This is a genomic window from uncultured Microbacterium sp., from assembly GCF_963524805.1.
Classification (GTDB): Bacteria; Actinomycetota; Actinomycetes; order Actinomycetales; family Microbacteriaceae; genus Microbacterium.
This window is the reverse complement of sequence record NZ_CAURGG010000001.1, coordinates 815,034-838,978: the sequence shown is the minus strand read 5'-3', so window position 1 is coordinate 838,978 and position 23,945 is coordinate 815,034. Positions and strand designations below refer to the sequence as shown.

25 protein-coding genes are annotated in these 23,945 nt (G+C 70.0%); 19 read left to right on the top strand and 6 right to left on the bottom strand.

The window, feature by feature from the left end; all coding sequences use genetic code 11:
* Positions 1 to 38 precede the first annotated feature (38 nt).
* Positions 39 to 3,233: a BTAD domain-containing putative transcriptional regulator gene (locus RWQ91_RS04120; RefSeq protein ID WP_314502788.1), complete on the top strand. Its 3,195-nt coding sequence runs from the start codon at positions 39 to 41 to the stop codon at positions 3,231 to 3,233.
* 51 nt (positions 3,234 to 3,284) lie between these two features.
* On the opposite strand, the gene RWQ91_RS04115 is transcribed toward RWQ91_RS04120, so the two are convergent.
* Both RWQ91_RS04115 and RWQ91_RS04110 read right to left on the bottom strand, forming a co-directional pair.
* Positions 3,285 to 4,100: an ABC transporter permease gene (locus tag RWQ91_RS04115; RefSeq protein WP_314502787.1), complete on the bottom strand. Its 816-nt coding sequence runs from the start codon at positions 4,098 to 4,100 to the stop codon at positions 3,285 to 3,287.
* Entirely contained in the window at positions 4,097 to 5,095 is a 999-nt protein-coding gene (locus RWQ91_RS04110) for an ATP-binding cassette domain-containing protein (protein ID WP_314502785.1), read from the bottom strand. Before RWQ91_RS04110 ends, RWQ91_RS04115 begins: the two co-directional genes overlap by 4 nt.
* A 122-nt stretch (positions 5,096 to 5,217) precedes the next feature.
* On the opposite strand from RWQ91_RS04110, the gene RWQ91_RS04105 reads away from it, so the two are divergent.
* A complete protein-coding gene (locus tag RWQ91_RS04105; RefSeq protein ID WP_314502784.1) occupies positions 5,218 to 6,030 on the top strand; it encodes a dihydrodipicolinate reductase C-terminal domain-containing protein in 813 nt (270 codons plus the stop codon).
* Positions 6,027 to 6,476, top strand: coding sequence for a hypothetical protein (locus RWQ91_RS04100; RefSeq protein WP_314502783.1), 450 nt, complete (start codon positions 6,027 to 6,029; stop codon positions 6,474 to 6,476). Before RWQ91_RS04105 ends, RWQ91_RS04100 begins: the two co-directional genes overlap by 4 nt.
* Here the strand turns inward: RWQ91_RS04100 and RWQ91_RS04095 are convergent, their stop codons facing one another.
* From RWQ91_RS04095 to RWQ91_RS04080, 4 genes are all read right to left on the bottom strand, one after another.
* Complete coding sequence (locus RWQ91_RS04095; protein ID WP_314502782.1) at positions 6,477 to 7,388, bottom strand: TIGR01777 family oxidoreductase; 912 nt, start codon at positions 7,386 to 7,388, stop codon at positions 6,477 to 6,479. It abuts the gene before it with no gap.
* On the bottom strand, positions 7,381 to 7,806 hold the full coding sequence (locus tag RWQ91_RS04090; protein ID WP_314502781.1) for an OsmC family protein: 426 nt from the start codon (positions 7,804 to 7,806) through the stop codon (positions 7,381 to 7,383). Before RWQ91_RS04090 ends, RWQ91_RS04095 begins: the two co-directional genes overlap by 8 nt.
* A gap of 108 nt (positions 7,807 to 7,914) precedes the next feature.
* Positions 7,915 to 8,427, bottom strand: coding sequence for a DUF4395 domain-containing protein (locus RWQ91_RS04085; protein WP_314502780.1), 513 nt, complete (start codon positions 8,425 to 8,427; stop codon positions 7,915 to 7,917).
* A complete protein-coding gene (locus RWQ91_RS04080; protein WP_314502779.1) occupies positions 8,420 to 8,857 on the bottom strand; it encodes a thioredoxin family protein in 438 nt (145 codons plus the stop codon). The genes RWQ91_RS04085 and RWQ91_RS04080 overlap by 8 nt, the downstream gene beginning before the upstream one ends.
* A 124-nt stretch (positions 8,858 to 8,981) precedes the next feature.
* Between RWQ91_RS04080 and RWQ91_RS04075 the strand changes: the two genes are divergently transcribed.
* The 16 genes from RWQ91_RS04075 (at position 8,982) to RWQ91_RS04000 (ending at position 23,891) form a co-directional block, all read left to right on the top strand.
* Complete coding sequence (locus tag RWQ91_RS04075) at positions 8,982 to 9,791, top strand: thymidylate synthase (RefSeq protein ID WP_314502778.1); 810 nt, start codon at positions 8,982 to 8,984, stop codon at positions 9,789 to 9,791.
* The gene (locus RWQ91_RS04070) at positions 9,788 to 10,321 is read left to right on the top strand and encodes a dihydrofolate reductase (RefSeq protein ID WP_314502776.1); all 534 of its coding nucleotides are present in this window, start codon (positions 9,788 to 9,790) and stop codon (positions 10,319 to 10,321) included. Before RWQ91_RS04075 ends, RWQ91_RS04070 begins: the two co-directional genes overlap by 4 nt.
* Before the next feature lie 10 nt (positions 10,322 to 10,331).
* The gene (locus RWQ91_RS04065) at positions 10,332 to 11,093 is read left to right on the top strand and encodes an SDR family NAD(P)-dependent oxidoreductase (RefSeq protein ID WP_314502774.1); all 762 of its coding nucleotides are present in this window, start codon (positions 10,332 to 10,334) and stop codon (positions 11,091 to 11,093) included.
* 187 nt (positions 11,094 to 11,280) lie between these two features.
* Positions 11,281 to 12,150, top strand: a complete 870-nt coding sequence (locus RWQ91_RS04060; RefSeq protein WP_314502772.1) for a DUF559 domain-containing protein — start codon at positions 11,281 to 11,283, stop codon at positions 12,148 to 12,150.
* A 109-nt stretch (positions 12,151 to 12,259) separates the two neighbouring features.
* Positions 12,260 to 13,237, top strand: a complete 978-nt coding sequence (dapA, locus tag RWQ91_RS04055) for a 4-hydroxy-tetrahydrodipicolinate synthase (protein ID WP_314502770.1) — start codon at positions 12,260 to 12,262, stop codon at positions 13,235 to 13,237.
* 71 nt (positions 13,238 to 13,308) lie between these two features.
* The gene (locus RWQ91_RS04050) at positions 13,309 to 14,985 is read left to right on the top strand and encodes a ribonuclease J (RefSeq protein WP_314502768.1); all 1,677 of its coding nucleotides are present in this window, start codon (positions 13,309 to 13,311) and stop codon (positions 14,983 to 14,985) included.
* A gap of 29 nt (positions 14,986 to 15,014) precedes the next feature.
* Positions 15,015 to 15,506 (top strand): GNAT family N-acetyltransferase, encoded by a 492-nt coding sequence (locus RWQ91_RS04045; RefSeq protein WP_314502766.1) that lies wholly within the window; start codon positions 15,015 to 15,017, stop codon positions 15,504 to 15,506.
* Positions 15,507 to 15,589: 83 nt separating this feature from the next.
* Positions 15,590 to 18,253, top strand: a complete 2,664-nt coding sequence (locus tag RWQ91_RS04040; RefSeq protein WP_314502763.1) for a DNA translocase FtsK 4TM domain-containing protein — start codon at positions 15,590 to 15,592, stop codon at positions 18,251 to 18,253.
* Entirely contained in the window at positions 18,253 to 18,825 is a 573-nt protein-coding gene (gene pgsA / locus RWQ91_RS04035; protein ID WP_314502761.1) for a CDP-diacylglycerol--glycerol-3-phosphate 3-phosphatidyltransferase, read from the top strand. The genes RWQ91_RS04040 and pgsA overlap by 1 nt, the downstream gene beginning before the upstream one ends.
* Positions 18,822 to 19,343 (top strand): CinA family protein, encoded by a 522-nt coding sequence (locus RWQ91_RS04030; protein ID WP_314502759.1) that lies wholly within the window; start codon positions 18,822 to 18,824, stop codon positions 19,341 to 19,343. The genes pgsA and RWQ91_RS04030 overlap by 4 nt, the downstream gene beginning before the upstream one ends.
* 146 nt (positions 19,344 to 19,489) lie before the next feature.
* Positions 19,490 to 19,798, top strand: coding sequence for a helix-turn-helix domain-containing protein (locus RWQ91_RS04025; RefSeq protein ID WP_091705681.1), 309 nt, complete (start codon positions 19,490 to 19,492; stop codon positions 19,796 to 19,798).
* A gap of 1 nt (position 19,799) precedes the next feature.
* Positions 19,800 to 20,024, top strand: a complete 225-nt coding sequence (locus RWQ91_RS04020; RefSeq protein WP_314502755.1) for a DUF3046 domain-containing protein — start codon at positions 19,800 to 19,802, stop codon at positions 20,022 to 20,024.
* A 269-nt stretch (positions 20,025 to 20,293) separates the two neighbouring features.
* Entirely contained in the window at positions 20,294 to 21,346 is a 1,053-nt protein-coding gene (gene recA, locus RWQ91_RS04015) for a recombinase RecA (protein ID WP_314502753.1), read from the top strand.
* A complete protein-coding gene (locus tag RWQ91_RS04010; RefSeq protein WP_314502751.1) occupies positions 21,346 to 22,002 on the top strand; it encodes a regulatory protein RecX in 657 nt (218 codons plus the stop codon). Before recA ends, RWQ91_RS04010 begins: the two co-directional genes overlap by 1 nt.
* Positions 22,003 to 22,074: 72 nt before the next feature.
* Positions 22,075 to 23,016: an ABC transporter ATP-binding protein gene (locus tag RWQ91_RS04005; RefSeq protein WP_314502750.1), complete on the top strand. Its 942-nt coding sequence runs from the start codon at positions 22,075 to 22,077 to the stop codon at positions 23,014 to 23,016.
* Positions 23,013 to 23,891, top strand: coding sequence for an ABC transporter permease (locus RWQ91_RS04000; RefSeq protein WP_314502749.1), 879 nt, complete (start codon positions 23,013 to 23,015; stop codon positions 23,889 to 23,891). The genes RWQ91_RS04005 and RWQ91_RS04000 overlap by 4 nt, the downstream gene beginning before the upstream one ends.
* Positions 23,892 to 23,945 lie beyond the last annotated feature (54 nt).

The following is a 23,945-nucleotide window of genomic DNA, read 5'->3' as shown; positions in this document are numbered from 1 at the left end:
AGCGGGGGCGAGGTCAGGGGCTGGCCTAGGCTCACCCTGTGCCTCCCACCGAACAGCCGCGCGTCATGTTGCTCGGTCCTGTGCGCATCCAGACGTGGGACGGTGCGGTCTACGAGCCGCCGGGCGTGGCGTCGCGTGCGCTGGTCGCCGCGCTGGCAGCGGGTGGCCGTCGGGGCGAAGCGCGTTCCGTTGGAGCGCTCGCCGATGACGTGTGGGGAGATTCCCCGCCGCAGAACCCTCGGGCGGCACTGCAGTCGCTCGTGTCGAGGCTGCGCGGCGCGGCCGGTGCCGACCTCATCCGCAGTACGCCCGCGGGCTACGCGCTGGGCACCGAGGACATCGATCTCGTTCGCGTCGCACGCATGACACGGACGATCGAGGCGATGGATCCGGCCGACGCGCGGCGACTCGACATGATCGAGGAGGCACTCGCTCGCTGGCACGGTGAGCCGGGAGCCGATCTCGGCGATGCGCCGATCGCGGAATCAGTCCGGCAGAGTTCCGAGCGTCTGGGGGAGGCTCTCCGGCGCGCTCGCGCAGCGAGTCTCGTCGCTCTCGGCGACCCCAACCGGGCGGCCGAGGAGCTGCGGTGGCTGGCCACCGCCCACCCGATCGACGAGACGATCCAAGCCGACCTCCTGCGCGCCTTGGCCGCAGCCGGCCGAACCCAGGAGGCGGTGGCGGCTTTCGCACAGCTGCATGCCCGCCTGCGCGACGAGCTGGGGACCTCGCCCGGAGCCGAGCTCACGGCACTTCATGCGCAGTTGCTGCGGGAGCAGGGGGCGCCTGGCGTCGCTCCGGTGCGCATCGGACTCCGCTCCGCTCCCAACGAGCTGATCGGTCGGGATGCCGACCTCGAGGAGGTCACGGCGCTGCTCGCCCGTTCGCGCCTGGTCACCATCCTGGGCGCCGGGGGGTTGGGCAAGACCCGCCTGGCTCAGGCGGCGGCGGCGGCCTCGGACGCGCCGGCGGTGATCGTCGTCGAACTGGCCGGCGTGCGAGCCGACGGCGACGTCCCGCTTGCGATCGCGTCCGAACTGGGCATCAGCGAGGCGACTCCGGGCGGTCGATTCGCCGATGCCCGGTCGCGCCCCGATCTGCGCGCACGCGTGAGTGCACTGCTCGGCGAAAGGCCGACGCTGCTGGTACTGGACAACTGCGAGCAGATCATCGACGGTGTCGCCGCGTGGGCGGCGGACACCCTCGGATCGGTGCCGACCCTTCGGGTGCTGGCCACCAGTCGCACGCCGCTCGCCATCGCGTCGGAGGCGGTCTACCCGCTTCAGCCTCTCGAGACCGCGGCGGGCGAGCCGGGCCACGCCGGCGCTGCGGTGCGGCTGTTCATCGAACGCGCCCGCGCGGCGCGGCCGGACGCCGTGCTGCCGCTTCAGGTCGTCGCGCGCGTGTGCGCCCACCTGGACGGGCTGCCGCTCGCGATCGAGCTGGCGGCGGCACGGGTTCGCACGATGACGCCCGACCAGATCGAAACCCGCCTGCGCGACAGGTTCGCGCTGCTCACGGCGGGGGATCGCTCGGCACCGGAGCGGCATCGCACGCTCGAGGCGGTGATCGCGTGGAGCTGGGATCTCCTCGACGCCGAGGCGCGCACCGCCATGGCTCGACTCGCTGTGCTGCCGGCCGGTTTCTCGGCGTCCACGGCCGCTGCCGTCCTGGGCGAGGACACGGTCGACGATGTGCTCGACCGGCTGGCCTCGCAGTCGCTGCTCACCGTCGTCGACGAGCCGCACACCGGCCGCGTGCGCTTCCGCATGCTCGAGACGGTGCGCGAGTTCGGCCTCGCCCGACTCGCGGAGGCGGGTGCAGTGGAGGGCGCGTGGGAAGGTGCGTTCCGGTGGGCACAGGTGTTCGCGGCCGAACGCGTCACGAACGTGTTCGACGTCACGGTCTTCCGGGAGATCCGCGCGGAGCACGACAACCTCATCGCCCTCCTGCGTCGCGCGATCGACGTGGACGATCCTGCGGCCGCCGTCTCGCTGTTCTCGATCCTCAGCCAGACCTGGTTCATGAGGGGTGCCTTCTCGGAGTTCCAGGCCTTCGGGCCCGTCGTGCTGGGTCTGGTGGATCGGGTCACGGCCGCAGACGTCTCGGTCGACGTGCTCGCCCTCGTCCTGCTCATGGCCGTGATCGTGATGCAGATCGGCGACGGATCAGCGCGGCCGCGCGTGGTGGCGAGGCTGCGCATCCTGCGTCGGGCTCATCCCGAGATCGCCACGATGATCGCCGCCCTCGTGGACGTCGCAACCGCCGGGTCGTTGCGTGCCGGGCTCGCGCAGGTCGATCGGCTGCGAGCGTCGGGCGATCCGGAAGAGGCTCTGGTCGGCGAGCTGGTGATGGCTCAGATCAGCGAGAACGACGGTGAGCCCGCGGTGGCGATGGCGGCCGCCGAACGCGCGTGGGCGCTCGCCGACCGCACCGGCCGGCTCTGGCTCGCCTCGACGGCCGCCAATGCCGCCGGCCAGGTGGCCAGCCAGTCGGCGCATCCGGCGGGGGCGCTGGACTGGCTGGGCCGTGCCGCGCGGGGGCTGTCCGAATTCGGCGCCGAGGAGGAGCTGCAGCAGCAGCGGTGGTACATCGGCGGCAGCCTCGTCAGCCTCGGCAGGTTCGAGGAGGCCCGGGTGCTGTTCACACAGCTCACGACGACCCGCGAGCTGACCAATGACGGCCTCGAGCTGGCCTCGATCGGGTGGATCGGCCTGGCGGAGATCGACAGGGCGGAAGGCGACATCCACACGGCTGCGGGGCGCTACGAGCACGCCGTGGACACCTTCGCCTCGATCGACCAGCGCAATTCCCCCTGGTTCCTGATGGCGATGGCCGGCCTTGTCTCGGCAACGTCCTTCGATCGATCCCTGCCGCCGCACCGCATCGCGTGGTGGGCGCGTCGCCTGCGTGCGCGCGCGCTGGCGGCCCACCGCATCCGCTCCGACTTCATCGACAAGCCCGTGCTGGGCACGGTGCTCGCGGGATGGTCGGCCTGGGCTCTGACCGACTCGGCGGCGCGCGAGCGCGGGATCGCCGCGCTCGCCCTCGCCGATCGCCTGGGAGCGAGGCAGGACCTGCTGAGCCTGCATCTGGACACCCATTGGATCGAGGCGGAGCGGATCGTCGGCGCGGAGGCCGTCGCGGGGGCGCGAGCCGCGGCATCCCTCCTGCCCCGGGATGCGCTCGCGGACCGCGCTTTCGCGACTCTCGGCGACGGGGGCGGTCGATAGCGCGGAGAGGGAGCAGCCCCGGCGGGCGACTCCCTCTCGACGAGCGGGGGCTCAGGCCTTGCGCATGTACGCGCGGACCGTCAGCGGTGCGAAGATCGCGACGATCACGAGCGCGCCGAGCAGGGTCGACAGGATGTCGCCGGTGGCATCGACCCCCGAAGTCAGGGACCGCGCCGCCGTCACCAGGTGCGAGATCGGGTTGATCTCGACGAACCATTCCAGCAGCGGCGGCAGCGTGTCGGCCGGCACGAACGCGTTGGAGAGGAACGTCAGCGGGAACAGGATCAGGAACGAGATGCCCTGCACCGACGCCGCCGAGCGCGCGATCACTCCGAAGAACGCGAAGATCCAGCTGACCGCCCAGGAGGCGGCGATCACGAGCAGACCGGCGGCGACGACTCCCGCCAGGCCGCCTTCCGGCCGGTAGCCCATGATGTAGCCGGTCGCGAAGGTGATCGTCGTGGCGATCCCGTAGCGGACGGTGTCGCCCAGCAGCGCTCCGGCGAGGGGGGCGACACGGGCGATCGGCAGGGAGCGGAATCGGTCGAACACGCCCTTGTCCATGTCTTCGCGCAGTTGAACGCCGGTCACGACCGAGGTCGTGATGACCGTCTGCACGAGGATGCCGGGCAGAAGGAACGGCAGGTAGTCGGCCACGCTCCCGGCGATCGCACCACCGAAGATGTACGTGAACATCACGGTGAACACGATGGGCTGGATCGTCACGTCGATGAGCTGCTCGGGCGTGCGTCGCATCTTGATGAGACCGCGCGCGGCCATGCTGACCGAGTTGCGCAGCGTCTGGCCCAGGCTCACGGAGTTCTTCAGCGGACGCGCGGACGCCGCGGCGATGATCATGGCGCTCATGCCAGGCTCCCTTCGAGCTCGTCCTGTACTGCCGGTTGAGGCTCTGTGACACCGTGGCCCGTGAGCGTGAGGAAGACCTCGTCGAGCGTCGGCTTCTGCACGCTGAGCTCTCGCAGGTGGATCCCCTCCTCACGCAATGCCAGGAGCAGGTCGGCGATCAGGTCGGGGTCGCGCATCGGAGCGGTCAGCCGGGTGGCCTCGGGTGAGACGACCGACGCGACACCGAGGACGCGCGCGATCAGGCTCCGGGCCGCGGTGATGTCAGCCGCATCGGCCAATCGCAGCTGCAGGCTGGACTCGCCGATCGAGCCCTTGAGCTCGTCGGCCGTGCCTTCGGCCACGACCCTGCCGGTGTCGATGACCGCGATGCGGTCGGCGAGCTGATCCGCCTCGTCGAGGTACTGCGTCGTCAGCAGCACCGTCGAGCCCGTCGCGACCAGGCGACGGATCGTGTCCCACATCTGCGAGCGGGTGCGGGGGTCCAGCCCCGTGGTGGGCTCATCGAGGAAGATCAGCGGGGGCTGCGCGATCAGGGATGCCGCGAGATCGAGCCTTCGGCGCATGCCGCCGGAGAAGTTCTTCAGAGGCCGCTTGGCGGCCGCCGTCAGGCCGAACTCCTCGAGCAGCTCGGTCGCCTTGCGGCGGGAGTCCGCGCGGCTGAGCCCGTGGAGCCGGGAGAAGAGCATCAGGTTCTCGGTGGCGGAGAGCGTCTCGTCGACCGAGGCGTACTGACCGGTCACGCCGATCAACTGGCGGACGATCTGCGGCTTGCGGGCGATGTCGTGACCGAAGATGCGGCCGGTACCGCCGTCGGGGCGGAGAAGGGTCGCGAGCATGCGGATCACGGTGGTCTTGCCGGCGCCGTTGGGTCCGAGCACTCCGTAGACGGTGCCGGTCTTCACGAGCAGGTCGACGCCGTCGACCGCTCGATTGCTGCCGAACACCTTCACGAGCCCCTCGGCCTCGACGGCCCAGTCGCTGTGGGAATTTGTCATGTCGCAACCCTGCGCGGGCCCGCTGTCATGGCGGTGCTGTCGCGCTGTCGGCCGCTGTCGTCCCCTGTCACGCGTGTCGGTGAACGGCAGAGGGGACGAGGCCCCGCGCATACGATGGAGGCATGATGACGCGCGTGGCCCTCGTCGGCGGCACCGGCAAGCTCGGGGGGATCATCCGCGAGGTCATCGAGAGCGACGACGACTTCGAGGTCATCGCCGTGCTCACCTCGCGCTCCGAGCTGTCCGAGCTCCCCGACGCCGACCTCGTCGTGGACGCGTCGACGCCCGCCGTGTCGATCGACGTCGTCCGGGCGGCCATCGCCCGCGGCATGAACGTCCTGGTCGGCACATCGGGGTGGTCCGCTGAACGCATCGCGCTCGTCCGGCCGCTCGTGGATGCCGCCGGCACCGGTGCCGTGTTCATCCCGAACTTCTCGCTCGGATCGGTCATCGGCTCCGCGCTCGCCGCGGCGGCGGCGCCGTTCTTCCCCTCGATCGAGATCGTCGAGGCGCACCGGGAGACCAAGGTGGATTCGCCCAGCGGAACCGCAGTGCGCACCGCCGAGCTCATCGCCGCCGCGCGTGCCGAGGTCGGCCCGGTCGAATCCCCGCACGTCGACCAGCGTGCCCGCGGACAGCAGGTCGCCAGCGTCCCCATCCACTCGCTGCGCAGGCCCGGTGTGCTCGCGCGCCAGGAGGTCGTGCTCTCCGGACCGGGGGAGTCGCTGACGCTCCTGCACGACACCGTCGACCCGGCACTGGCCTACGCCCCCGGCATCCGGGTGGCGCTCGCCGCCGCGCGCGATGCCCGCGGCGTGATCGTCGGCCTGGACAGCTTCCTGGACATCGGCATCCGCGTGCCGCGCCCGCGGCCCGACCAGCGGGTCGAGGAAGGCGGGGTGCCCGGGCAGGTCGCCCGCGCGACCGGCGCATGAGCGCACGCATCGGCGTCGCCGTCATGGCGGTGCTCTTGGCGCTCTACATCGTCCTTGTCGCCCAGCGCGCCTGGCTGCTGCTCGTCAGCGGCGAGCCGGTCGCGATCGCGATGGGCATCGCGCTGATCGTGCTGCCCCTGATCGCCGTGTGGGCGCTCGGCCGGGAGCTGTGGTTCGGAGTGCGCGCCGAGCAGCTCGCGCGCCGCCTGGAGTCCGAGGGCGGCCTTCCCGACGAGCCGGTATCGGTCCGCCCCAGCGGTCGCGTGGTCGCGCAGGACGCGGATGCCGTCTTCCCGGTGTACCGGGCGGATGTGGAGCAGCATCCCGGTGACTGGCGAGCCTGGTACCGCCTGGCCCTGGCCTACGACGCGGCGAGGGACCGCCGGCGTGCTCGCGCAGCCGTCCGGAACGCGATCCGGCTTGAGAGCGCCGAGCGGCGCGGCTGATCAGACCGGGGCCGGCAGCGCGGCGTTCACGGCTTCTTCGACCGTCCGCCGGCGGAACTCGAACCCGGACGCCTCGAGCACGCCGGGCAGCACTGCCGCGTCGGTCGTCAGCAGAGCCTCGGTCGCGTCCGCGCCGAGCACCAGCTTGATCGCCCAGACGGGGGCGCGCAGCACGAACGGCCGGTTCATCCGTCGGGCCAGCGCGAAGCCCAGGTCGTTCGCGGTGGCAGGTGTGGGCCCGGTGAAGTTCACCGGACCTGCGATCTGGGAGTCGATCACGCGACGGATGCCGCGCACCTCGTCCTCGAGCGAGATCCACGGCCACTTCTGCGTGCCGCGCCCGATCGGACCGCTGACCCCGAACCGGGTGAGCAGCATGAGCGGCTTCAGGACGCCCTGGGGGTGGACGATCGGTGCCGTGCGCAGCAGCGCGACCCGTGCGCGCTCGCCGGCGCCCATCGCAGCACTCTCCCACTCGCCGCACAGATCGGCGAGGAACGTCTCACCGCGCGCGGACGCTTCGGTCAGCAGCGCGCCGGGCGCCGAGCCGTAGTAGCCGACGGCAGAAGCGGAGATGAAGGCCGGAGCCCCATCGCCCAGCTCGCGGACCGCCCGCGCGATCGCCCGCGTGGGCGTGATCCGCGACCACAGCAGGGTGCTCTTGTACGCGCGCGTCCAGGGGAAGCGGCCGATCGTGGCGCCATTCAGGCCGACGACCGCATCCGCGCCCTCGAGGACCGCGGGGTTCAGCGGCTTGTCGTCGCTGAGCCACTGGACTTCGTCGGCGGACTGCGGCGGCCGGCGCACGAGCGTCGTGACGGCGAAGCCGTCGGCGCGCAGGCTGTCCCGGAGGGCGGAGCCGATGAGCCCCGACGCGCCCGCGACGACGACGCGCCGCCGGTCATCAGGCAAGCGTGGCCTCGAGGGTGATCTCGATGCCGGCGAGGGCCTGCGAGACCGGGCAGTTCGCCTTGGCGTCGGCGGCGATCCGGTCGAAGTCCTCGGGATCGAGCCCGGGGACGACGGCATTCACGTTCAAGTGGCTGCCGGTGATCCCGGTGCCCGGAGTGAAGGTGACGGAGGCGGTGGTGTCGATGGACTCCGGCGGGGTGCCGTTCTGGGCCAGGGCGAGCGAGAAGGCCATGCTGAAGCACGACGAGTGCGCGGCCGCGATGAGCTCCTCCGGGGTGGTCACCGACGTGGAGCCTTCGCTGCGCGCCTTCCAGTTGACCTCGAAGGTGCCGATGCCCGAGGACTGGAACGCGACCTGTCCGGATCCGTCGGTCAGGCCGCCCTTCCAGACGGTCGTGGCTTCGCTCGTGACGGTCATCGGAACCTCCTGGTCGACATGCCCCCGCGCTCCGGGCGCCTCGCCGTCAGCCTAACGCGCGGTGCCGGCTCAGTGACCGATCGGCGATGCATCGCCGATCGACGCGGGTCATGCGGCGGCGGTGCGCTCCCGGCCGACGATCCCGGCGCGCTGGAGCACCAGGTAGAGCTGGCAGCCCAGGCACAGCCCGAACACGGCGTTCAGGAACGCAGCCACGAAAGCGGCCGCGGCCGCGATCGGCAGCGCCCAGGGCACGCCGGCGACGTGCAGGATCAGGCCGATCGCCACGACGAAGAGGCCGACGCCCTGCGCGAAGCGCGGCGGGCGCGGGTCCTCGAGCTCGCTCGGCGGCCTCAGCCGGGGCTGGATGAGGCTGCGGTACAGCGCCCCCCAGGGCGCCGTGCGCGGGGAGAGGAGACCCCACGCGAACAGCACGGCGATCACCACCAGCAGCACGAACGCAGGCTCCGTGACGCGCTCGGCCGCCGTCGCACCGATCGGGGTGGTCAGCGCGAGGAAGACGTCCACGAGCAGCAGCAGTGCCGTGATGCCGGCGGCGAAGCGCGGGCCGCGCGGGTCGATTCCGCGACGCGTACGGGCGGCATCCGTTCGATCAGACATTCGCGGTCTCCCCGGTGAGGCGGTTCAGTTCGAGCTCCAGGACTTCCCGGTTGGGGACGCCGCCGAAGCGGGTCTGCACCGCTCCGTCCGCGTCGAGGATGAGCGTGGTCGGAGTCTGCAGGATGTGGAAGTGCTTGGCGATGTCGGGACGGTAAGTCACGTCGATGTCGAGGTGGCGGACACCATCGCGCGCGTCGGCCACGGCGGCGAGCGTGCGATGCACGCCCGGGCACCGGGAGCACAGCTCGGTGCTGAACTGCAGGAGCGTCGCGGTCTGCCCGAGCGATTCGGCGCCCAGGCGGGCCGGCTCCACCACTTCGTGGGCGATATGACGGCGCGGGCGGCCCTGCTGCCACTGGACGAAGACGCCGAGCGCCACCGTGGCTGCCAAGAGGACAGCGAGGCCGATGAGCGCGTTGACGAGGGTCACAGCATCCCAGGCTAACTGCTTGCGGATGAATACGTGCCGGATGCCGCATCTGTGACGCGCCGCGTCGCAACACCGGCCTGCGGCTTCCGTCCCGCCTCGGGGCCGGAGGGCTACCATCGACACGATGTCCGAGACGATTCCGAGCCCCTACGAAGACCTGCTGCGCGACGTGCTGGCGCACGGCGCCGTCAAGACCGATCGCACCGGCACCGGCACCCGCAGCGTGTTCGGCCGCCAGTTGAGGTTCGACCTCTCGCAGGGCTTCCCACTCGTGACGACCAAGCGCGTGCACCTGAAATCGATCGTGTACGAACTGCTCTGGTTCCTGCGCGGCGAGTCCAACGTGGCCTGGCTGCAGCAGAACGGTGTGACGATCTGGGACGAATGGGCCGACGCCGAGGGTGAACTGGGGCCGGTCTACGGCGTGCAGTGGCGGTCGTGGCCGACCCCGTCCGGGCAGACGATCGACCAGATCGCCGGCGTGATCGACGAGATCCGCCGCAATCCCGATTCCCGGCGGTTGATCGTGTCCGCCTGGAATCCCGCGGACATCCCGGATATGGCCCTGGCTCCCTGCCACGCGCTGTTCCAGTTCTATGTCGCCGAGGGACGGCTCTCGTGCCAGCTGTACCAGCGCAGCGCTGATCTGTTCCTGGGCGTGCCGTTCAACATCGCCTCGTATGCGCTGCTCACGCACATGGTGGCGCAGCAGACCGGCCTCGAGGTGGGCGACTTCGTCTGGACCGGCGGCGACTGCCACATCTACGACAACCATCTCGAGCAGGTGCGGACGCAGCTCGAGCGCGAGCCCTTCCCGCCCCCCACCCTGCGGTTCACGCGCGTGCCGGACTCGATCTTCGACTACCGGTACGAGGATTTCGTGATCGAGGACTATCAGCACCATCCCGCGATCCGCGGGGCCGTAGCGGTATGACGGATGCCTCGCGCCTCGGCCTGATCTGGGCCGAAGCCGAAGACGGCGTGATCGGACGCGACGGCGGGATGCCCTGGTACGTGCCCGAGGACCTCGCGCACTTCAAGGCCATCACCACGGGTTCGCCCGTCGTGATGGGGCGGGGCACGTGGGACTCCCTCGATCCCCGTTGGCGCCCGCTCCCCGGGCGGCGCAACATCGTCATCACGCGTCAGGCCGACTGGGCGGCGGAGGGCGCGGAGCGCGCCGGATCGGTCGAGCAGGCGCTCGCGCTCGCCGGCGCGGACGAGCCGGAATGGATCTGGGTCATCGGGGGCGGAGAGATCTTCGCCGCCACGATCGGGGCGGCCGACCGGCTCGAGGTCACCGAGCTGCGGCATCCCGAGGGCTTCGATCCCCGGCAGGACGACGTCCGGGCGCCGGCGATCGATACCGGTGCGTTCGCTCTGAGCTCGGGGGAGGCGGGGTCCGGCTTGTCGAGGACCGGCATCCGTTTCCGCTTCCTCCGCTACGACCGCCTCGCGTCGTAGGCTCGGCCGCATGCCCAGAACCGCACTGATCACCGGCGCCAGTTCCGGCCTCGGCGCCGAGTACGCGCGGCAGCTCGCCGCCCGCGGCGTCGAGCTCGTCCTCGTCGCCCGTGACCGAGCCGCTCTGGAGGCCGTTTCGCAGGAGGTCGGGCGATACGGCGTGGACGCCGAGGTGCTCGCGGCCGACCTGCTCGATCCGCGGCAGCTCGAGAAGGTGGTCGGGCGTCTGGAGGACCCGGACCGGCCGATCGACATGCTCGTCAACAACGCCGGTTTCGGGCTGCCGCTGAGCTTCTCGCGCAACTCGATCGACGACGAGGCGCGCCACCTGGCGCTGCTGGTGGAGGTGCCGATGCGGCTCACCCATACGGCGCTGGCTCCGATGCTGCAGCGGGGGAGCGGCCGCATCGTGAACATCGCCTCGGTGGCGGGGTTCATCCCGCGCTCGACGTACGGTGCGTGCAAGGGGTGGCTGATCAGCTTCAGCCGGTGGGCCAACGGGCGCTACCGCGGGCGCGGCGTGACGGTGACGGCGGTATGTCCGGGCTTCACGCACACGAGCTTCCACGAGCGGATGGGTCTTGCGCCCGGGCAGGAGGGCCTTCCGGACTGGCTCTGGCTCGACGCCCGCGATGTCGTCGCCGAATCGCTGCGTGACGTGGCACGCGGCAGGTCGGTGTCGGTGCCCTCCCTGCGGTACAAGCTGATCGTCGGGCTGACCAAGGTCCTGCCCGCCGGGCTGCTGGCCTCGGTGGGCGAGCGCGGGCGCTGAGCTCGCCTGCGGGGTACCGGTCGTCGGGAGCGGCGAGGCGCGAGTGAACGGTGGGGCGGCGTCGGCCCCGGCCAACTCGTACCTTCCTGCGACCGGCCCTTCCTCCTCAGGAGGACGACCGACCGGACTGTCCCCAGAACTTTCCGCGCAGTGACGTGCTCTCCGCGCACAGGGTCAGGGTCGAGTCGTGCGGACGTCCGAGGTGATCGACCTCACCGAGCAGCTGGGCGGGGTGATCCGTCGGAGTGCGCTCGTGCGCCGTGGGGCCTCCAAGCGCGACATCGCCGTCGCTGTCGCGGGCGGAGGTATCATGCGGCTGCGCGAGGGTGTCTATGCGGTGCCCACGGCGGACCCGAACGTCCTGGACGCAGCGCGGCACGGCGGCGAAGTGGCCTGCATCTCCGCCCTCCGCGCGCTTGGAATCTGGGTGCTCGACAAGCCCGACCGGCTTCATGTGTGGCTCGGAGGCAAGGGACGCAGGCACCAGCACTCGAAGTGCACGTGCATCGATCACCACGACGCCGGCGGGGCTGCGTTCGGGATCGCCCGTGCGGCCCTGGCCCTGGTGCAGGCGGCCGCGTGCTGTGATGACGAAGTCTTCTTCGCCGCATACGAATCGGCGTGGAAGAGGGGGATGCTGTCGCGCACGGATCGCGAGTGGATCCGTCGCGCCGTCCCCGCACGAATCCGCTGGCTCGTCGATCTCGCGCGTGCCGACGCGGACAGCGGACTGGAGTCGCTTCTGCGGCTTCGGCTGATCAGGCTGGGTGTCTCACTCGAGTGTCAGGTGCTCGTCGTCGGTGTCGGGCGCGTCGACTTCGTGGCTGCCGGCGTGCTCATCATCGAGGTCGACGGCCGTGAGAACCACGACGGACAGTCGCTCAGGCACAAGGACCTGGTGCGCGACGCCGCTGCGGCGGCCCTCGGGTACGAGACGCTGCGGTTCGACTACGCGCTCGTCGTGCACGAGTGGCGCACGGTGGAAAGGGCGATCGTCGCGCGATTGCGCCGACACGGTGTTCCGGTCGTCGGATCGACCGTGACGGAAGTGAACTGAGAGGCCTGTCGGGCCAACCGTCCCCGCCACCTCCCTGCAACCGGCACCGCCAAAGGCATCCCCTAGGCACCCGCATGACCGGCACCGGCCGAGCCGATAGCCTGAGAGCATGACGCACACCGGCAATCCCTTCGGTCAGGTGCTCGTCGCGCTCGTCACCCCGATGACAGCCGACGGCGAGGTCGACTGGCCCGCCGTGGAGAAGCACATGGACGATGTCATCGCGGCGGGAGCGGACGGCATCGTCGTCACCGGAACGACCGGCGAGACCAGCACGCTCACGGATGCCGAGAAGATCCGGCTCGTCGAGGTCGGCAAGGACGTCGCCGCGGGCCGGGCGAAGATCATCACCGGCGGCGGCTCGAACGAGACCGCTCACGCGATCGAGCTCTACAAGGAGAGCGAGAAGGCCGGCGCGGACGGCATCATGATCGTCACGCCGTACTACAACAAGCCCACCCAGGCCGGGGTGCTCACCCACTTCCGGCTCGTGGCCGACGCCACCGATCTGCCGGTGATCCTGTACGACATCCCCGGGCGCACGGGCGTGCCGATCCAGTACGAGACGATCTTGCGGATCGCCAAGCACCCCAACGTGCTCGCGATCAAAGACGCCAAGGGCGACTTCAGCGAGGTCAGCCGCGTGCTCAATCAGACCGATCTGATGTACTTCTCGGGCGACGACGCGAACGTGCTGCCGCACCTGGCCATCGGCGCGAGCGGCCTGATCGGAGTCACGGCGAACATCGCCGCGCAGCCCTACCGGGCGATCGTGGATGCCGTGAACCGCGGTGACCTGCGGGCGGCCACGGCCGCGCATCAGCAGGTCGAGCCGCTCGTGCGCGCCGTCATGACGCACGTGCCCGGCACGGTCTCGGCGAAGTACATCCTGCACGGGCTCGGGCGCATCTCCAGCCCCCGCGTCCGTCTGCCGCTCGTCGGCCCGGAGGAGTGGGAGGCGGCCAAGATCGAGGACGAGCTCGCGCTGGTCCGCGACGTGCCGGGCGCCGACTTCTCCAACTTCCGCCCCGATCGCAATGCCGCCGCGGGCGGCGCCCTGCCGAAGGTCTCAGGAACCACAAGATGATGCGACGCGCGAGCCGCTGAGCGGTCGCGCGCGCGAAAGCGGATGCCACGGCATCCCGAGGAAGGTGTCTGATGCCCAGCACCCTTTACGACCCGCCCGCCCTGGAAGCCGGAACCCTGCGTGTCACGCCCCTAGGCGGACTCGGCGAGGTCGGCCGCAACATGACAGTGTTCGAGTACGACGGCAAGCTGCTGATCGTGGACTGCGGCGTGCTGTTCCCGGAGGAGCACCAGCCCGGCGTGGACCTGATCCTGCCGGACTTCGAGCCGATCCGTCATCGTCTGGATGACGTCGTGGGCGTGGTGCTCACGCACGGGCACGAAGACCACATCGGCGCGGTGCCGTACCTGTTCAAGCTCAAGTCAGACATCCCTCTCATCGGGTCGGGGCTCACGCTCGCGCTCATCGAGGCCAAGCTCAAAGAGCACCGGATCAAGCCCTACACGCTGACGGTGACCGAGGGTCAGCGTGAGCGCATCGGCCCGTTCGATCTCGAGTTCATCGCGGTCAACCACTCGATCCCGGACGCGCTCGCCGTGGCGATCCGCACGCCGGCGGGCCTCGTGCTCGCGACCGGCGACTTCAAGATGGACCAGCTGCCCCTCGACGGACGGCTCACCGACCTTCGCGCCTTCGCGCGCCTGGGCGAGGAGGGCGTCGACCTCTTCCTCGTCGACTCCACGAACGCGGATGTGCCGGGCTTCACCCCGCTCGAGCGCAGCATCGGTCCCGTGCTCGATCAGGTGATCGGCAAGGCTCCGCGCCGGGTCATCGTCGCCAGCTTCTCCAGCCACGTGCATCGCGTGCAGCAGGTGCTGGATGCCGCCGCCGCGCACGGCCGCAGGGTGGCGCTGCTCGGCCGCAGCATGGTGCGCAACATGGGGATCGCCGAGGAGCTCGGTTACCTGCACGTGCCCGAGGGCGTGTTCATCGACTACAAGAAGGCGCGCGACCTTCCGGACGACAAGATCGTCTACATGTCGACGGGCTCGCAGGGCGAGCCCATGGCGGTGCTCAGCCGGATGGCCAACAACGACCACGAGATCGAGCCCGGTCCGGGCGACACGGTCATCCTCGCATCGAGCCTGATCCCCGGCAACGAGACCGCGATCTACCGCGTCATCGACGGGCTGACCAAGCTCGGCGCGAACGTCGTGCACAAGGGCAACGCCAAGGTGCACGTCTCGGGCCATGCGGCGGCGGGAGAGCTGCTGTACTGCTACAACATCCTCGGACCCCGCAACGTCCTGCCGATCCACGGCGAGTACCGCCACCTCATGGCGAACGCGAAGCTCGCACAGGACTCCGGCGTCCCGGTCGAGCGCACGATCCTCGGCGAGAACGGCACGGTGATCGACCTGAAGGACGGCGTGGCCAGCGTCGTCGGCCAGCTGGACATCGGTTTCGTCTACGTCGACGGCTCGACCGTCGGCGAGATCACCGAAGCCGACCTCAAGGACCGCCGGATCCTCGGCGAGGAGGGTTTCATCTCGGTGATCGTTGTGGTGGATGCCGCCACCGGGCGCATCATCACGGGGCCCGAGATCCACGCCCGCGGGTTCGCCGAAGACGACACCGTATTCGACAGCGTCAAGCCGAAGATCGCCGCGGCCCTTGCCGAGGCGGCCCAGTCCGGCGTCCGCGACACGCACGCGCTCTCGCAGGTCGTCCGCCGCGTGATCGGCCGGTGGGTCAACCAGCAGCTGCGCCGCCGCCCCATGATCGTGCCGCTCGTCATCGAGGCGTAGCACCGCACGAAGGCCGGTAAAATCGGGCGATGGCATCCTTCAGCGTCCGGCCGGCGGGCCAAGCCGACGGCGCGTTCCTCGGCGACATGGTCGTTGAGGCCGCCAATTGGCGGCCCGGTGCCGCGCGGCCCAAGCACCAGGTGCTGACGGCTCCGGAGCACAGCCGGTACGTCTCCGGCTGGAAGCGCCCCAGCGACGCGGGCGCCGTGGCGCTGGACCCGTCGGGTGAGCCGATCGGCGCGGCCTGGTACCGGCTGCTGCCGCGCAGCGATCCGGGATTCGGCTACGTCGGCACGGGCGTGCCGGAGCTCATCATCGGCGTTCGCCCGATCTGGCGGGCGCACGGGGTGGGCCGGACGCTCCTGCAGGCGCTGGCGGCGCAGGCGCGCGCGGACGGCTACGCGCGCCTGAGCCTCAGCGTCGAACGCGGCAACTTCGCGGTCGCGCTCTACCGCAGCGAGGGCTTCGCGGTGACCCAGGGCGGCATCGGCCGCGACACCATGGTCAAGCGCCTCAACTGAACGGGCCGTCACGGACGGCTGCGACGGATGCCGGGGCCGCGTCGCTGCGCTCATTTGTCGCTCCGCCGCCGTAGCGTGGGGGCATGGCCAGGAGCACAAGCCCGACCAAGTCTGGTCGCGCGCCCGCGAACGCGTCGTCGTCGCGCGCATCGTCCGGTGCCCGTAAGCCCGCCCCGGCGCCGAAGCGCTACGTCGGCGAGAGCGAGAAGCCGCCGTTGATCGTCCGGGCCTGGATGGGCCTCGCGCACGGCACCGGCGGGCTGTTCCGCGCCTTCGGGCCTGAGACGCTCGAGAAGGATCAGCGGCGAGACGGTCTGCCGTTCCTGCTCGTGCTGCTGGCGATCGCCGGAGCCGTAAACGAGTGGTTCTTCATCGGCAACGAGGTCGCGGCGGGCATCAGCGCCTACACCGCCGGCGCGCTCGTCGGACGCGTCGCGTTCGTACTGCCTGTCCTCCTGCTCATCCTCGCCGGCTGGCTCTTCCGGCATCCGGCATCCGTCCATGACAACGGCCGCATCGGCATCGGCTTCACGCTGTTCGTCCTCTCGATCGCGGGTTTCTGTCACATCGGAGGCGGTCGCCCGCAGCCGCGCCAGGGTCTTCCCGCGCTGAGCGAGGCAGGCGGGGTGTTCGGGTGGATGCTGGCCGAGCCGCTGGCGCTGCTGATCACCGACATCGGGGCCGGCGTCGTGCTCGGCGTGCTCACCGCGCTCAGCATCCTGATCCTCACCAAGACCCCGCCGAACCGCATCGGCCGGCGACTCGGCGACCTGTACGCCTGGATGTTCGACGCCGAGCGCCCGCAGCCGCGCGCGAACGCAGGTGACAGCGCCGAGGACGAGCCCGACGACGGCGACCCCTCGCTGCCCTGGTGGCGCCGCAACAAGTCCGGTCGCGAGAAGGATCCCGACGGCGGCATCGGCTCGCAGGACCTCACCGAGCTGCTCACGCCCGGGGCCGTGCAGGGCGGCTTCGATCAGGCCGCCGTGACGATCCCGCCCCCGCCGCCCTCCGAGGCCCTCACCGAGGTGATCGATGCCGGCGTGCTGGCGGGCGGCGCGCGCGCCGCCAAGAAGGCCGGGACCGGCATCCGCGACGACGAGACGGCCAGCCCGCACGACGACGGCATGCTGCCCGGACTCTCGGGTCTCGGCGGCGACGGCCCGCGTCACGCTCCGTCTTCGCCGTATCGCCTGCCATCCGTGAACGCGCTCGCGGCCGGCACCCCGCACAAGGCGCGCTCGGCCGCCAACGACGCGGTCGTCGCCGCGATCACGAGCGTGCTGCAGCAGTTCCAGGTCGACGCGCGCGTCACGGGCTTCTCCCGCGGCCCGACGGTGACCCAGTACGAGATCGAGGTCGGCCACGGGGTCAAGGTCGAGCGCATCACCGCGCTGCAGAACAACATCGCGTACGCGGTCGCCTCCAACGAGGTGCGGATCCTCGCGCCGATCCCCGGGAAGTCCGCGATCGGCGTGGAGATCCCCAACGTCGACCGCGAGATCGTGACCCTGGGCGATGTCCTGCGCTCGCCGGCCGCCCAGCAGGCGACGCATCCCATGACGATCGGCGTGGGCAAGGATGTCGGCGGCGGCTATGTCCTGGCCAACCTCGCCAAGATGCCGCACCTGCTGGTGGCCGGTTCCACCGGCTCGGGCAAGTCCAGTTTCGTCAACTCCATGATCACGAGCCTGCTGATGCAGGCCAAGCCCTCCGACGTGCGCATGGTGCTGATCGACCCGAAGCGGGTCGAGCTGACCTCGTACGCGGGTGTGCCGCACCTGATCACGCCCATCATCACGAACCCCAAGAAGGCCGCCGAGGCGCTGCAGTGGGTCGTGAAGGAGATGGACATGCGGTACGACGACCTCGCGTCGTTCGGGTTCCGTCACATCGACGACTTCAACCGCGCGGTCGTGGCCGGGGAGGTCGTGGTGCCGCCGGGAAGCGAGCGGGTGCTCAAGCCCTATCCGTACCTCCTCGTGGTCGTCGACGAGCTCGCCGACCTCATGATGGTGGCTCCGCGCGACGTGGAGGATTCGATCGTCCGCATCACGCAGCTGGCCCGTGCCTCCGGCATCCATCTCGTCCTTGCGACGCAGCGTCCGTCCGTCGACGTCGTGACCGGCCTGATCAAGGCCAACGTTCCCTCGCGCCTGGCTTTCGCCGTCACGAGCGTGACGGACTCGCGCGTGATCCTCGACCAGCCCGGCGCCGATCGGCTCATCGGGCAGGGCGACGCGCTCTTCCTGCCGATGGGGGCCTCGAAGGCCATCCGCGTGCAGGGCGCGTGGGTCAGCGAAGACGAGATCGAGAAGGTCGTCAAGCACGTCACGGCTCAGGCGCGGCCCGAGTACCGGGAAGTCGCCGTGGCAGCCGAGAAGAAGGAGATCGACGCCGACATCGGCGACGACCTCGAACTGCTGCTGGCCGCCACCGAGCTCATCGTCTCGACCCAGTTCGGATCGACCTCCATGCTGCAGCGGAAGCTGCGCGTCGGCTTCGCCAAGGCCGGCCGGCTCATGGATCTCCTCGAGTCCCGCGAGATCGTGGGTCCTTCCGAGGGCTCCAAAGCCCGCGACGTGCTCGTCAGCGTCGAGCAGCTCCCCGAGGTGCTGGCGCGACTGCGGGGCGATGACGCTCCGGGTGCGGCTGCTGCCGATCCCGTCGACGCCCAGTTCGATGGCTATCCGGTGGTGGAGGCGGACGGCGACGAGGACGCCTGGGGCCTGACGGGTCGCGACTGATGTCCGTCCCCCGGCAGTTGCCCAACGCGATCACGATCGCGCGCATCCTGCTCGCGCCCGTCTTCCTCTGGATGCTCCTGATCGATGCGGGAGCCGATGGGCCGCTGCGCTGGTGGGCGGCCATCCTGTTCATCGTCGCGATCGCCACCGACGGTGTCGACGGCTGGATCGCCCGCAGGTACGAGATCGTGACCGACCTCGGCAAGCTGCTCGACCCGATCGCCGACAAGGTGCTCACCGGCTTCGCCTTCGTCGGGCTGTCGATCCTCGGCGAGCTGCCCTGGTGGATCACGATCGTCGTGCTCATCCGCGAGATCGGCATCACCGTGCACCGACTGGTGGTCGCCAGCGACCACGTGGTGGCCGCCGCGTGGATGGGCAAGCTCAAGACGCTGGCACAGGCGGTCGCGCTCTCGCTGGCTCTCCTGCCGCTGTGGACGCTGGTGGGGGACTTGATCTTCTGGGTCAACGGCGTCACCATGGCGATCGCGGTGGCCCTCACGATCGCGAGCGGCATCGACTACGTCATCAGCGAGGTACGAGGGGCACGGCGCGACCGGAGAGCCGCGTGACGGATGCCGCGGCACCCGTGCCCGAGCGTTCCGCGTCCGCAGAGCTCGTCGGTAGGCTGATCGCCCGGGGCTGGACGGTCGCGGTGGCCGAGTCGCTCACCGGCGGTCTCGTGGTGTCCTCCCTGGTGTCCGTGCCGGGCGCATCCGCCACCGTGCGCGGCGGCGTCGTGGCCTACGCCACACCCCTCAAGCACACACTGCTGGGGGTGGATGCCGCACTCTTGGCCGCTGAGGGTGCCGTGCACCCCGAGGTCGCCCGGCAGATGGCCGAGGGTGTGCGGGCCACGGCCGGGATCGATGGTGTCGCGGCCGATGTCGGCATCGCGACGACCGGCGTCGCCGGTCCGGCAGAGCAGGACGGGCAGCCGGTCGGCACCGTCTACCTCGCGATCGCCACCCCCGAGGACACCCGCGTCGCGACGCTCGCGCTCGCCGGTGACCGGGCGCAGATCCGCTCCCAGGCTGCCGCAGCGGTGCTGGAGTTCGCCCTTCGCTGCATCCGGCCGAACTCGCCGTGACGGGCGGGAACAGACCGTGTTTCGGCTCGGTTACATTCGGCGATTCCCACCCATTCCCCAGCCCGCGGGATTAGATTGGCAACATCCGGTGTTGTACTGTTATCCACCCGGATACGGCGGAATCAGAAGTGAGGAGGGGGCCCATCATGATCCTGGTACGACAAGAAATCGGCGAAGTCCTTCGTGACTTCCGGCAGCAGAAGGGCCGCACCCTCCGTCAGGTCGCCAGCCGGGCGAGTGTCGCTCTGGGCTACCTGAGTGAAGTCGAGCGCGGTCAGAAGGAGGCGTCGAGCGAGATCCTCGCTTCGGTCGCCGAGGCGTTGGACGTTCCCATCTCGATCATCATGCGCGAGGTCGGCGACCGCATCTCGGTCCTGGAGGGCATCCAGACCTTCCCCGACGTCGTTCCCGACGATCTGGTCGCCTCCGTCGACGCCGAGCTCTCCCTGCGCTGAGGTGCGCCGCAGCGAGTTCGATCGGGCGGTGACGGACGAGTTCGGCAATCGCGGGAACGCGGTGGTCACGGATCTCGTTCTGGGGCGGTTCGGTGACCGTACTCCGGCGCAGGCTCTGGCCGCCGGCATCCCGCCCCGCGAGGTGTGGCTGGCGCTCTGCGTCGAGATGGACGTGCCGCCGGAGCGCCGTTACGGCGCCGGTCGGCTGGAGCCGAAGCCGCGCTGACATCAGGCGTGCTCGCGGACCTCGAGACCCACTCCGGTCGGCGTGTCGTATCGAAGGTGTGTTCGATACCTGAATAGGCTTCTGCACAGCAGGTGTCGCCAGAGTGTTTGTCCACAGGGCGGCGGGGAAGCGAAGACCGATGTCGGAGCCCCTGCCTAACGTGAGCAGAGTCGAACGACACCACACGCCTTGTCGCAGCATCCCTTCCGACCCTCGGAGCGGAGCGCGACAGCCTACAGGCGACGGAACGCGAGCATAAGGAGCACGCCATGCCCTCACCCGAAAACCGCGAGAAGGCCCTCGAATCGGCACTCGCCCAGATCGACCGGCAGTTCGGAAAGGGCTCCGTCATGCGACTGGGCAGCGACGAGCGCGCCCCGGTCGAAGTGATCCCGACGGGCTCCATCGCCCTCGATGTGGCGCTCGGCGTCGGCGGACTGCCGCGCGGGCGCATCGTCGAGATCTACGGCCCGGAGTCCTCGGGCAAGACGACGCTGACGTTGCACGCGATCGCCAACGTGCAGAAGCAGGGCGGGATCGCCGCGTTCATCGATGCGGAGCACGCGCTCGACCCCGAGTACGCGCAGAAGCTCGGTGTCGACATCGACCAGCTGCTCGTCTCGCAGCCCGACACCGGCGAGCAGGCGCTCGAGATCGCCGACATGCTGATCCGCTCCGGGTCGATCGACCTGATCGTCATCGACTCCGTCGCCGCGCTCGTGCCCAAAGCCGAGATCGAGGGCGAGATGGGGGACTCGCACGTGGGTCTGCAGGCGCGACTGATGTCGCAGGCGCTGCGCAAGCTCACCGGTGGCCTGAACACGACCAACACCACCATGATCTTCATCAACCAGCTGCGCGAGAAGATCGGCGTCTTCTTCGGAAGCCCCGAGACGACCGCCGGCGGCAAGGCGCTCAAGTTCTACGCGTCGGTCCGCCTCGATATCCGACGGATCGAGACCCTCAAGGACGGCACCGACGCGGTCGGAAACCGGACGCGAGTCAAGGTCGTCAAGAACAAGATGGCGCCGCCGTTCAAGCAGGCCGAGTTCGACATCCTGTACGGCACCGGCATCTCCCGCGAGGGCAGTTTGATCGACTTCGGTGTGGAGCACGAGATCGTCAAGAAGTCGGGCTCCTGGTACACCTACGACGGTGAGCAGCTCGGGCAGGGCAAGGAGAACGCCCGGAACCTTCTGATCAAGAACCCGGACATCGCCGCCGAGATCGAGTCGAAGATCAAGGCGAAGCTGGGCATCGGGCAGCCGAAGGTCGTGTCCGAGCCCGCCGGTGACGAGCTGGCGGCGCGACGCCCCGCCTGATGAGTGCACCTGAAGGTGACGGGGGCACGTCGGAGCGTCTTGCCCCCGTCACCTACCTCCCCGGCGCCGCCCCTGCCGAAGAACCGGTCCGCTGGGCGGTTCCTCTCCAGTCCTCCTTCGATGCCGAGGGCAGTCCTGACGGCGCATCACAGGTCGACGACGAGGATGACTCGTCGATCGACGACGCCGAATCGGCACTCGCGCGGCGTCTGCGTCGCAGCGCGCTCTCCGAGCGGGAAGCGAGGACATTCCTGGCTCAGCACGGCGTCGAGGCCTCGGTCGTCGAGGCGGTCGTCGACCGGTTCCTGAGTCTGGGCTGGCTCGATGACGCTGTCCTGGCCGAGCAGCTGCTCCACGCCGGAACGAGCCGCAAAGGCCAGGGTCGCCGCGCCATCGCGCAGACGCTCAGCCAGCGCGGTATCGGACGGGACGCGGCGGACGCGGCTCTTGCGGCGCTGCCGGACGACGATGAGGACCGCGCCCTCGAGTACGCCCGTTCCAAGGCGCACGGCCTGCGCAGCTACGACATCGACACCGCGATGCGACGCCTGATGGGTCAGCTGGCTCGCCGAGGCTACGGCGGAGCCGTGGCTTCACAGGCAGCGCGCACCGCACTGAACGAGCAGCGCGGGGGTGGCGGAGTCCGATTCCGCTGACGCACCGCGCGCCCCGGCCCTCCACAGCCTCGGTAGGGTGTGCGAGGGAAGCGCGAGAGCGGGGGGAGCGGCGTGGCGATCGAGGTCGAAGGACTGACGAAGCGTTATCGCGGCGTCACCGCCGTGGATGATCTGAGTTTCAGCGTCCCCGACGGCGCGGCCTTCGCCTTCCTCGGCGCCAACGGTGCGGGCAAATCCACGACGATCAGCTGTCTGACGACGGTGCTCCCCTTCGACGCCGGCACTGTGCGCGTGGCGGGCGACGACGTCGTGCGCAACGGCGCACGCGTGCGGGAGCGCATCGGCGTCGTCTTTCAGGACTCCATCCTCGATCCCATGCTGACGGTGCGGGAGAACCTTCGACTGCGCGCGACGCTCGCTCGCATCGACCGAGGCCGGATCGACGCGCGCATCGCGGAACTTGCGGGGCTGATCTCTCTCGGGTCCTTCATCGACCGTCGCTACGGCAAGCTGTCCGGCGGCCAGCGGCGCCGCGTGGACATCGCGCGTGCCCTGCTCCACGCGCCCAGCATCCTCTTCCTGGACGAGCCCACGGCGGGCCTGGATCCCGCGAGTCGCGCGATCGTGTGGGACACCGTGCACGAACTGCGCCAGCAGACCGGACTGACGGTCTTCCTGACGACCCACTACATGGAAGAGACCGAGGAGGCCGACCGGGTCTGCGTCATCGATCGCGGCCGGATCGTCGCCGACGGCACACCGGCGAAGCTGCGCTCCGAGTACAGCACGTCGGTGCTGACCGTCACGTCCTCGGACACACCGGCCCTGGTGCTCCTCGCGGAGCGGATGGGCGGAGCGCCGGCCGTGGAGGCGGAGCGGGTCGTGATCGCCGTGCCGGATTCCCGGATCGCGCAGATGATCCTCGCGGCGCACGGCGAGGCCGTCCTCGACTTCGAGTTCCGCCACGGGCGGATGGATGACGTGTTCCTCGCACTGACGGGTGAAACGGCGGATGCCGCCGAGGAATCCGACGCCGAGAGCACCGCCGCGTGAGGGCCGTCGGTTCGATCGTCGGGCGGAATCTGCGGCTGTTCTTCCGCGATCGCATGAACGTGTTCTTCTCGCTGCTCGGGGCGATCATCCTGTTCGTCCTGTACACGCTTTTCCTCGCCCGCCTGCAGATCGACGGGCTCGGCGAGACGTTCCCCGACGCCTCGGAGCAGCAGATCCGTGCGTTCGTGGACAGCTGGATGTTCGCCGGCATCGTCATGCTGACCACGATCACAACCGGACTCGGCGCCCTGTCATCGCTCGTCCAGGACGGCGAGTCCGGGCGGTTCCGGGACTTCCTGGTCTCTCCCGTCCGGCCGTGGCAGCTCGTGCTGGGTTATCTGACCGCGGCTGTGCTGGTCTCGATCCTGATGTCGATGCTCGTGGTGGTGCTCAGCATCCTGTACCTGGGAATCGTCGACGACTTCTGGCTCAGCCCCGAGGCGGTCGCGCGCATCGTGGGGATCACCGTGCTGTGCAGCATCGGATTCACGGCGCTGTCGGCCTTCGTGGTCTCCTTCATCCGCACGTCGGCGGCGTTCTCGGGTCTGGCCACGGTCATCGGCACCGTCCTGGGCTTCGTCGCCGGAGCCTACATCCCGGTCGGGTCGCTGCCCGAGGCCGTCTCGAGCGGCATCAACGCGCTGCCTTTCGCGGAGAGCGCCATGCTGCTGCGGCGCCAGTTCACGGAGGGCACGCTGGCTCCGATGGTCGGCGAGAACACGGCCGCAGCCGAGGGAGTGCGCGAGTTCTACGGCATCGACGCGCTCATCGGCGACTACCTCGTCCCGGCCGCGCTGGCGTTCGGCGTGCTGGTGACCATGGCGCTGGTGTTCACCCTGCTCTCCGCGGCTCGGATCCGATCGCGCATCCGCTGAGCGACGCGTCGGGGCGCCCGGCGGGAGCATGGATCGAGCCTCGTAGAATGGCAT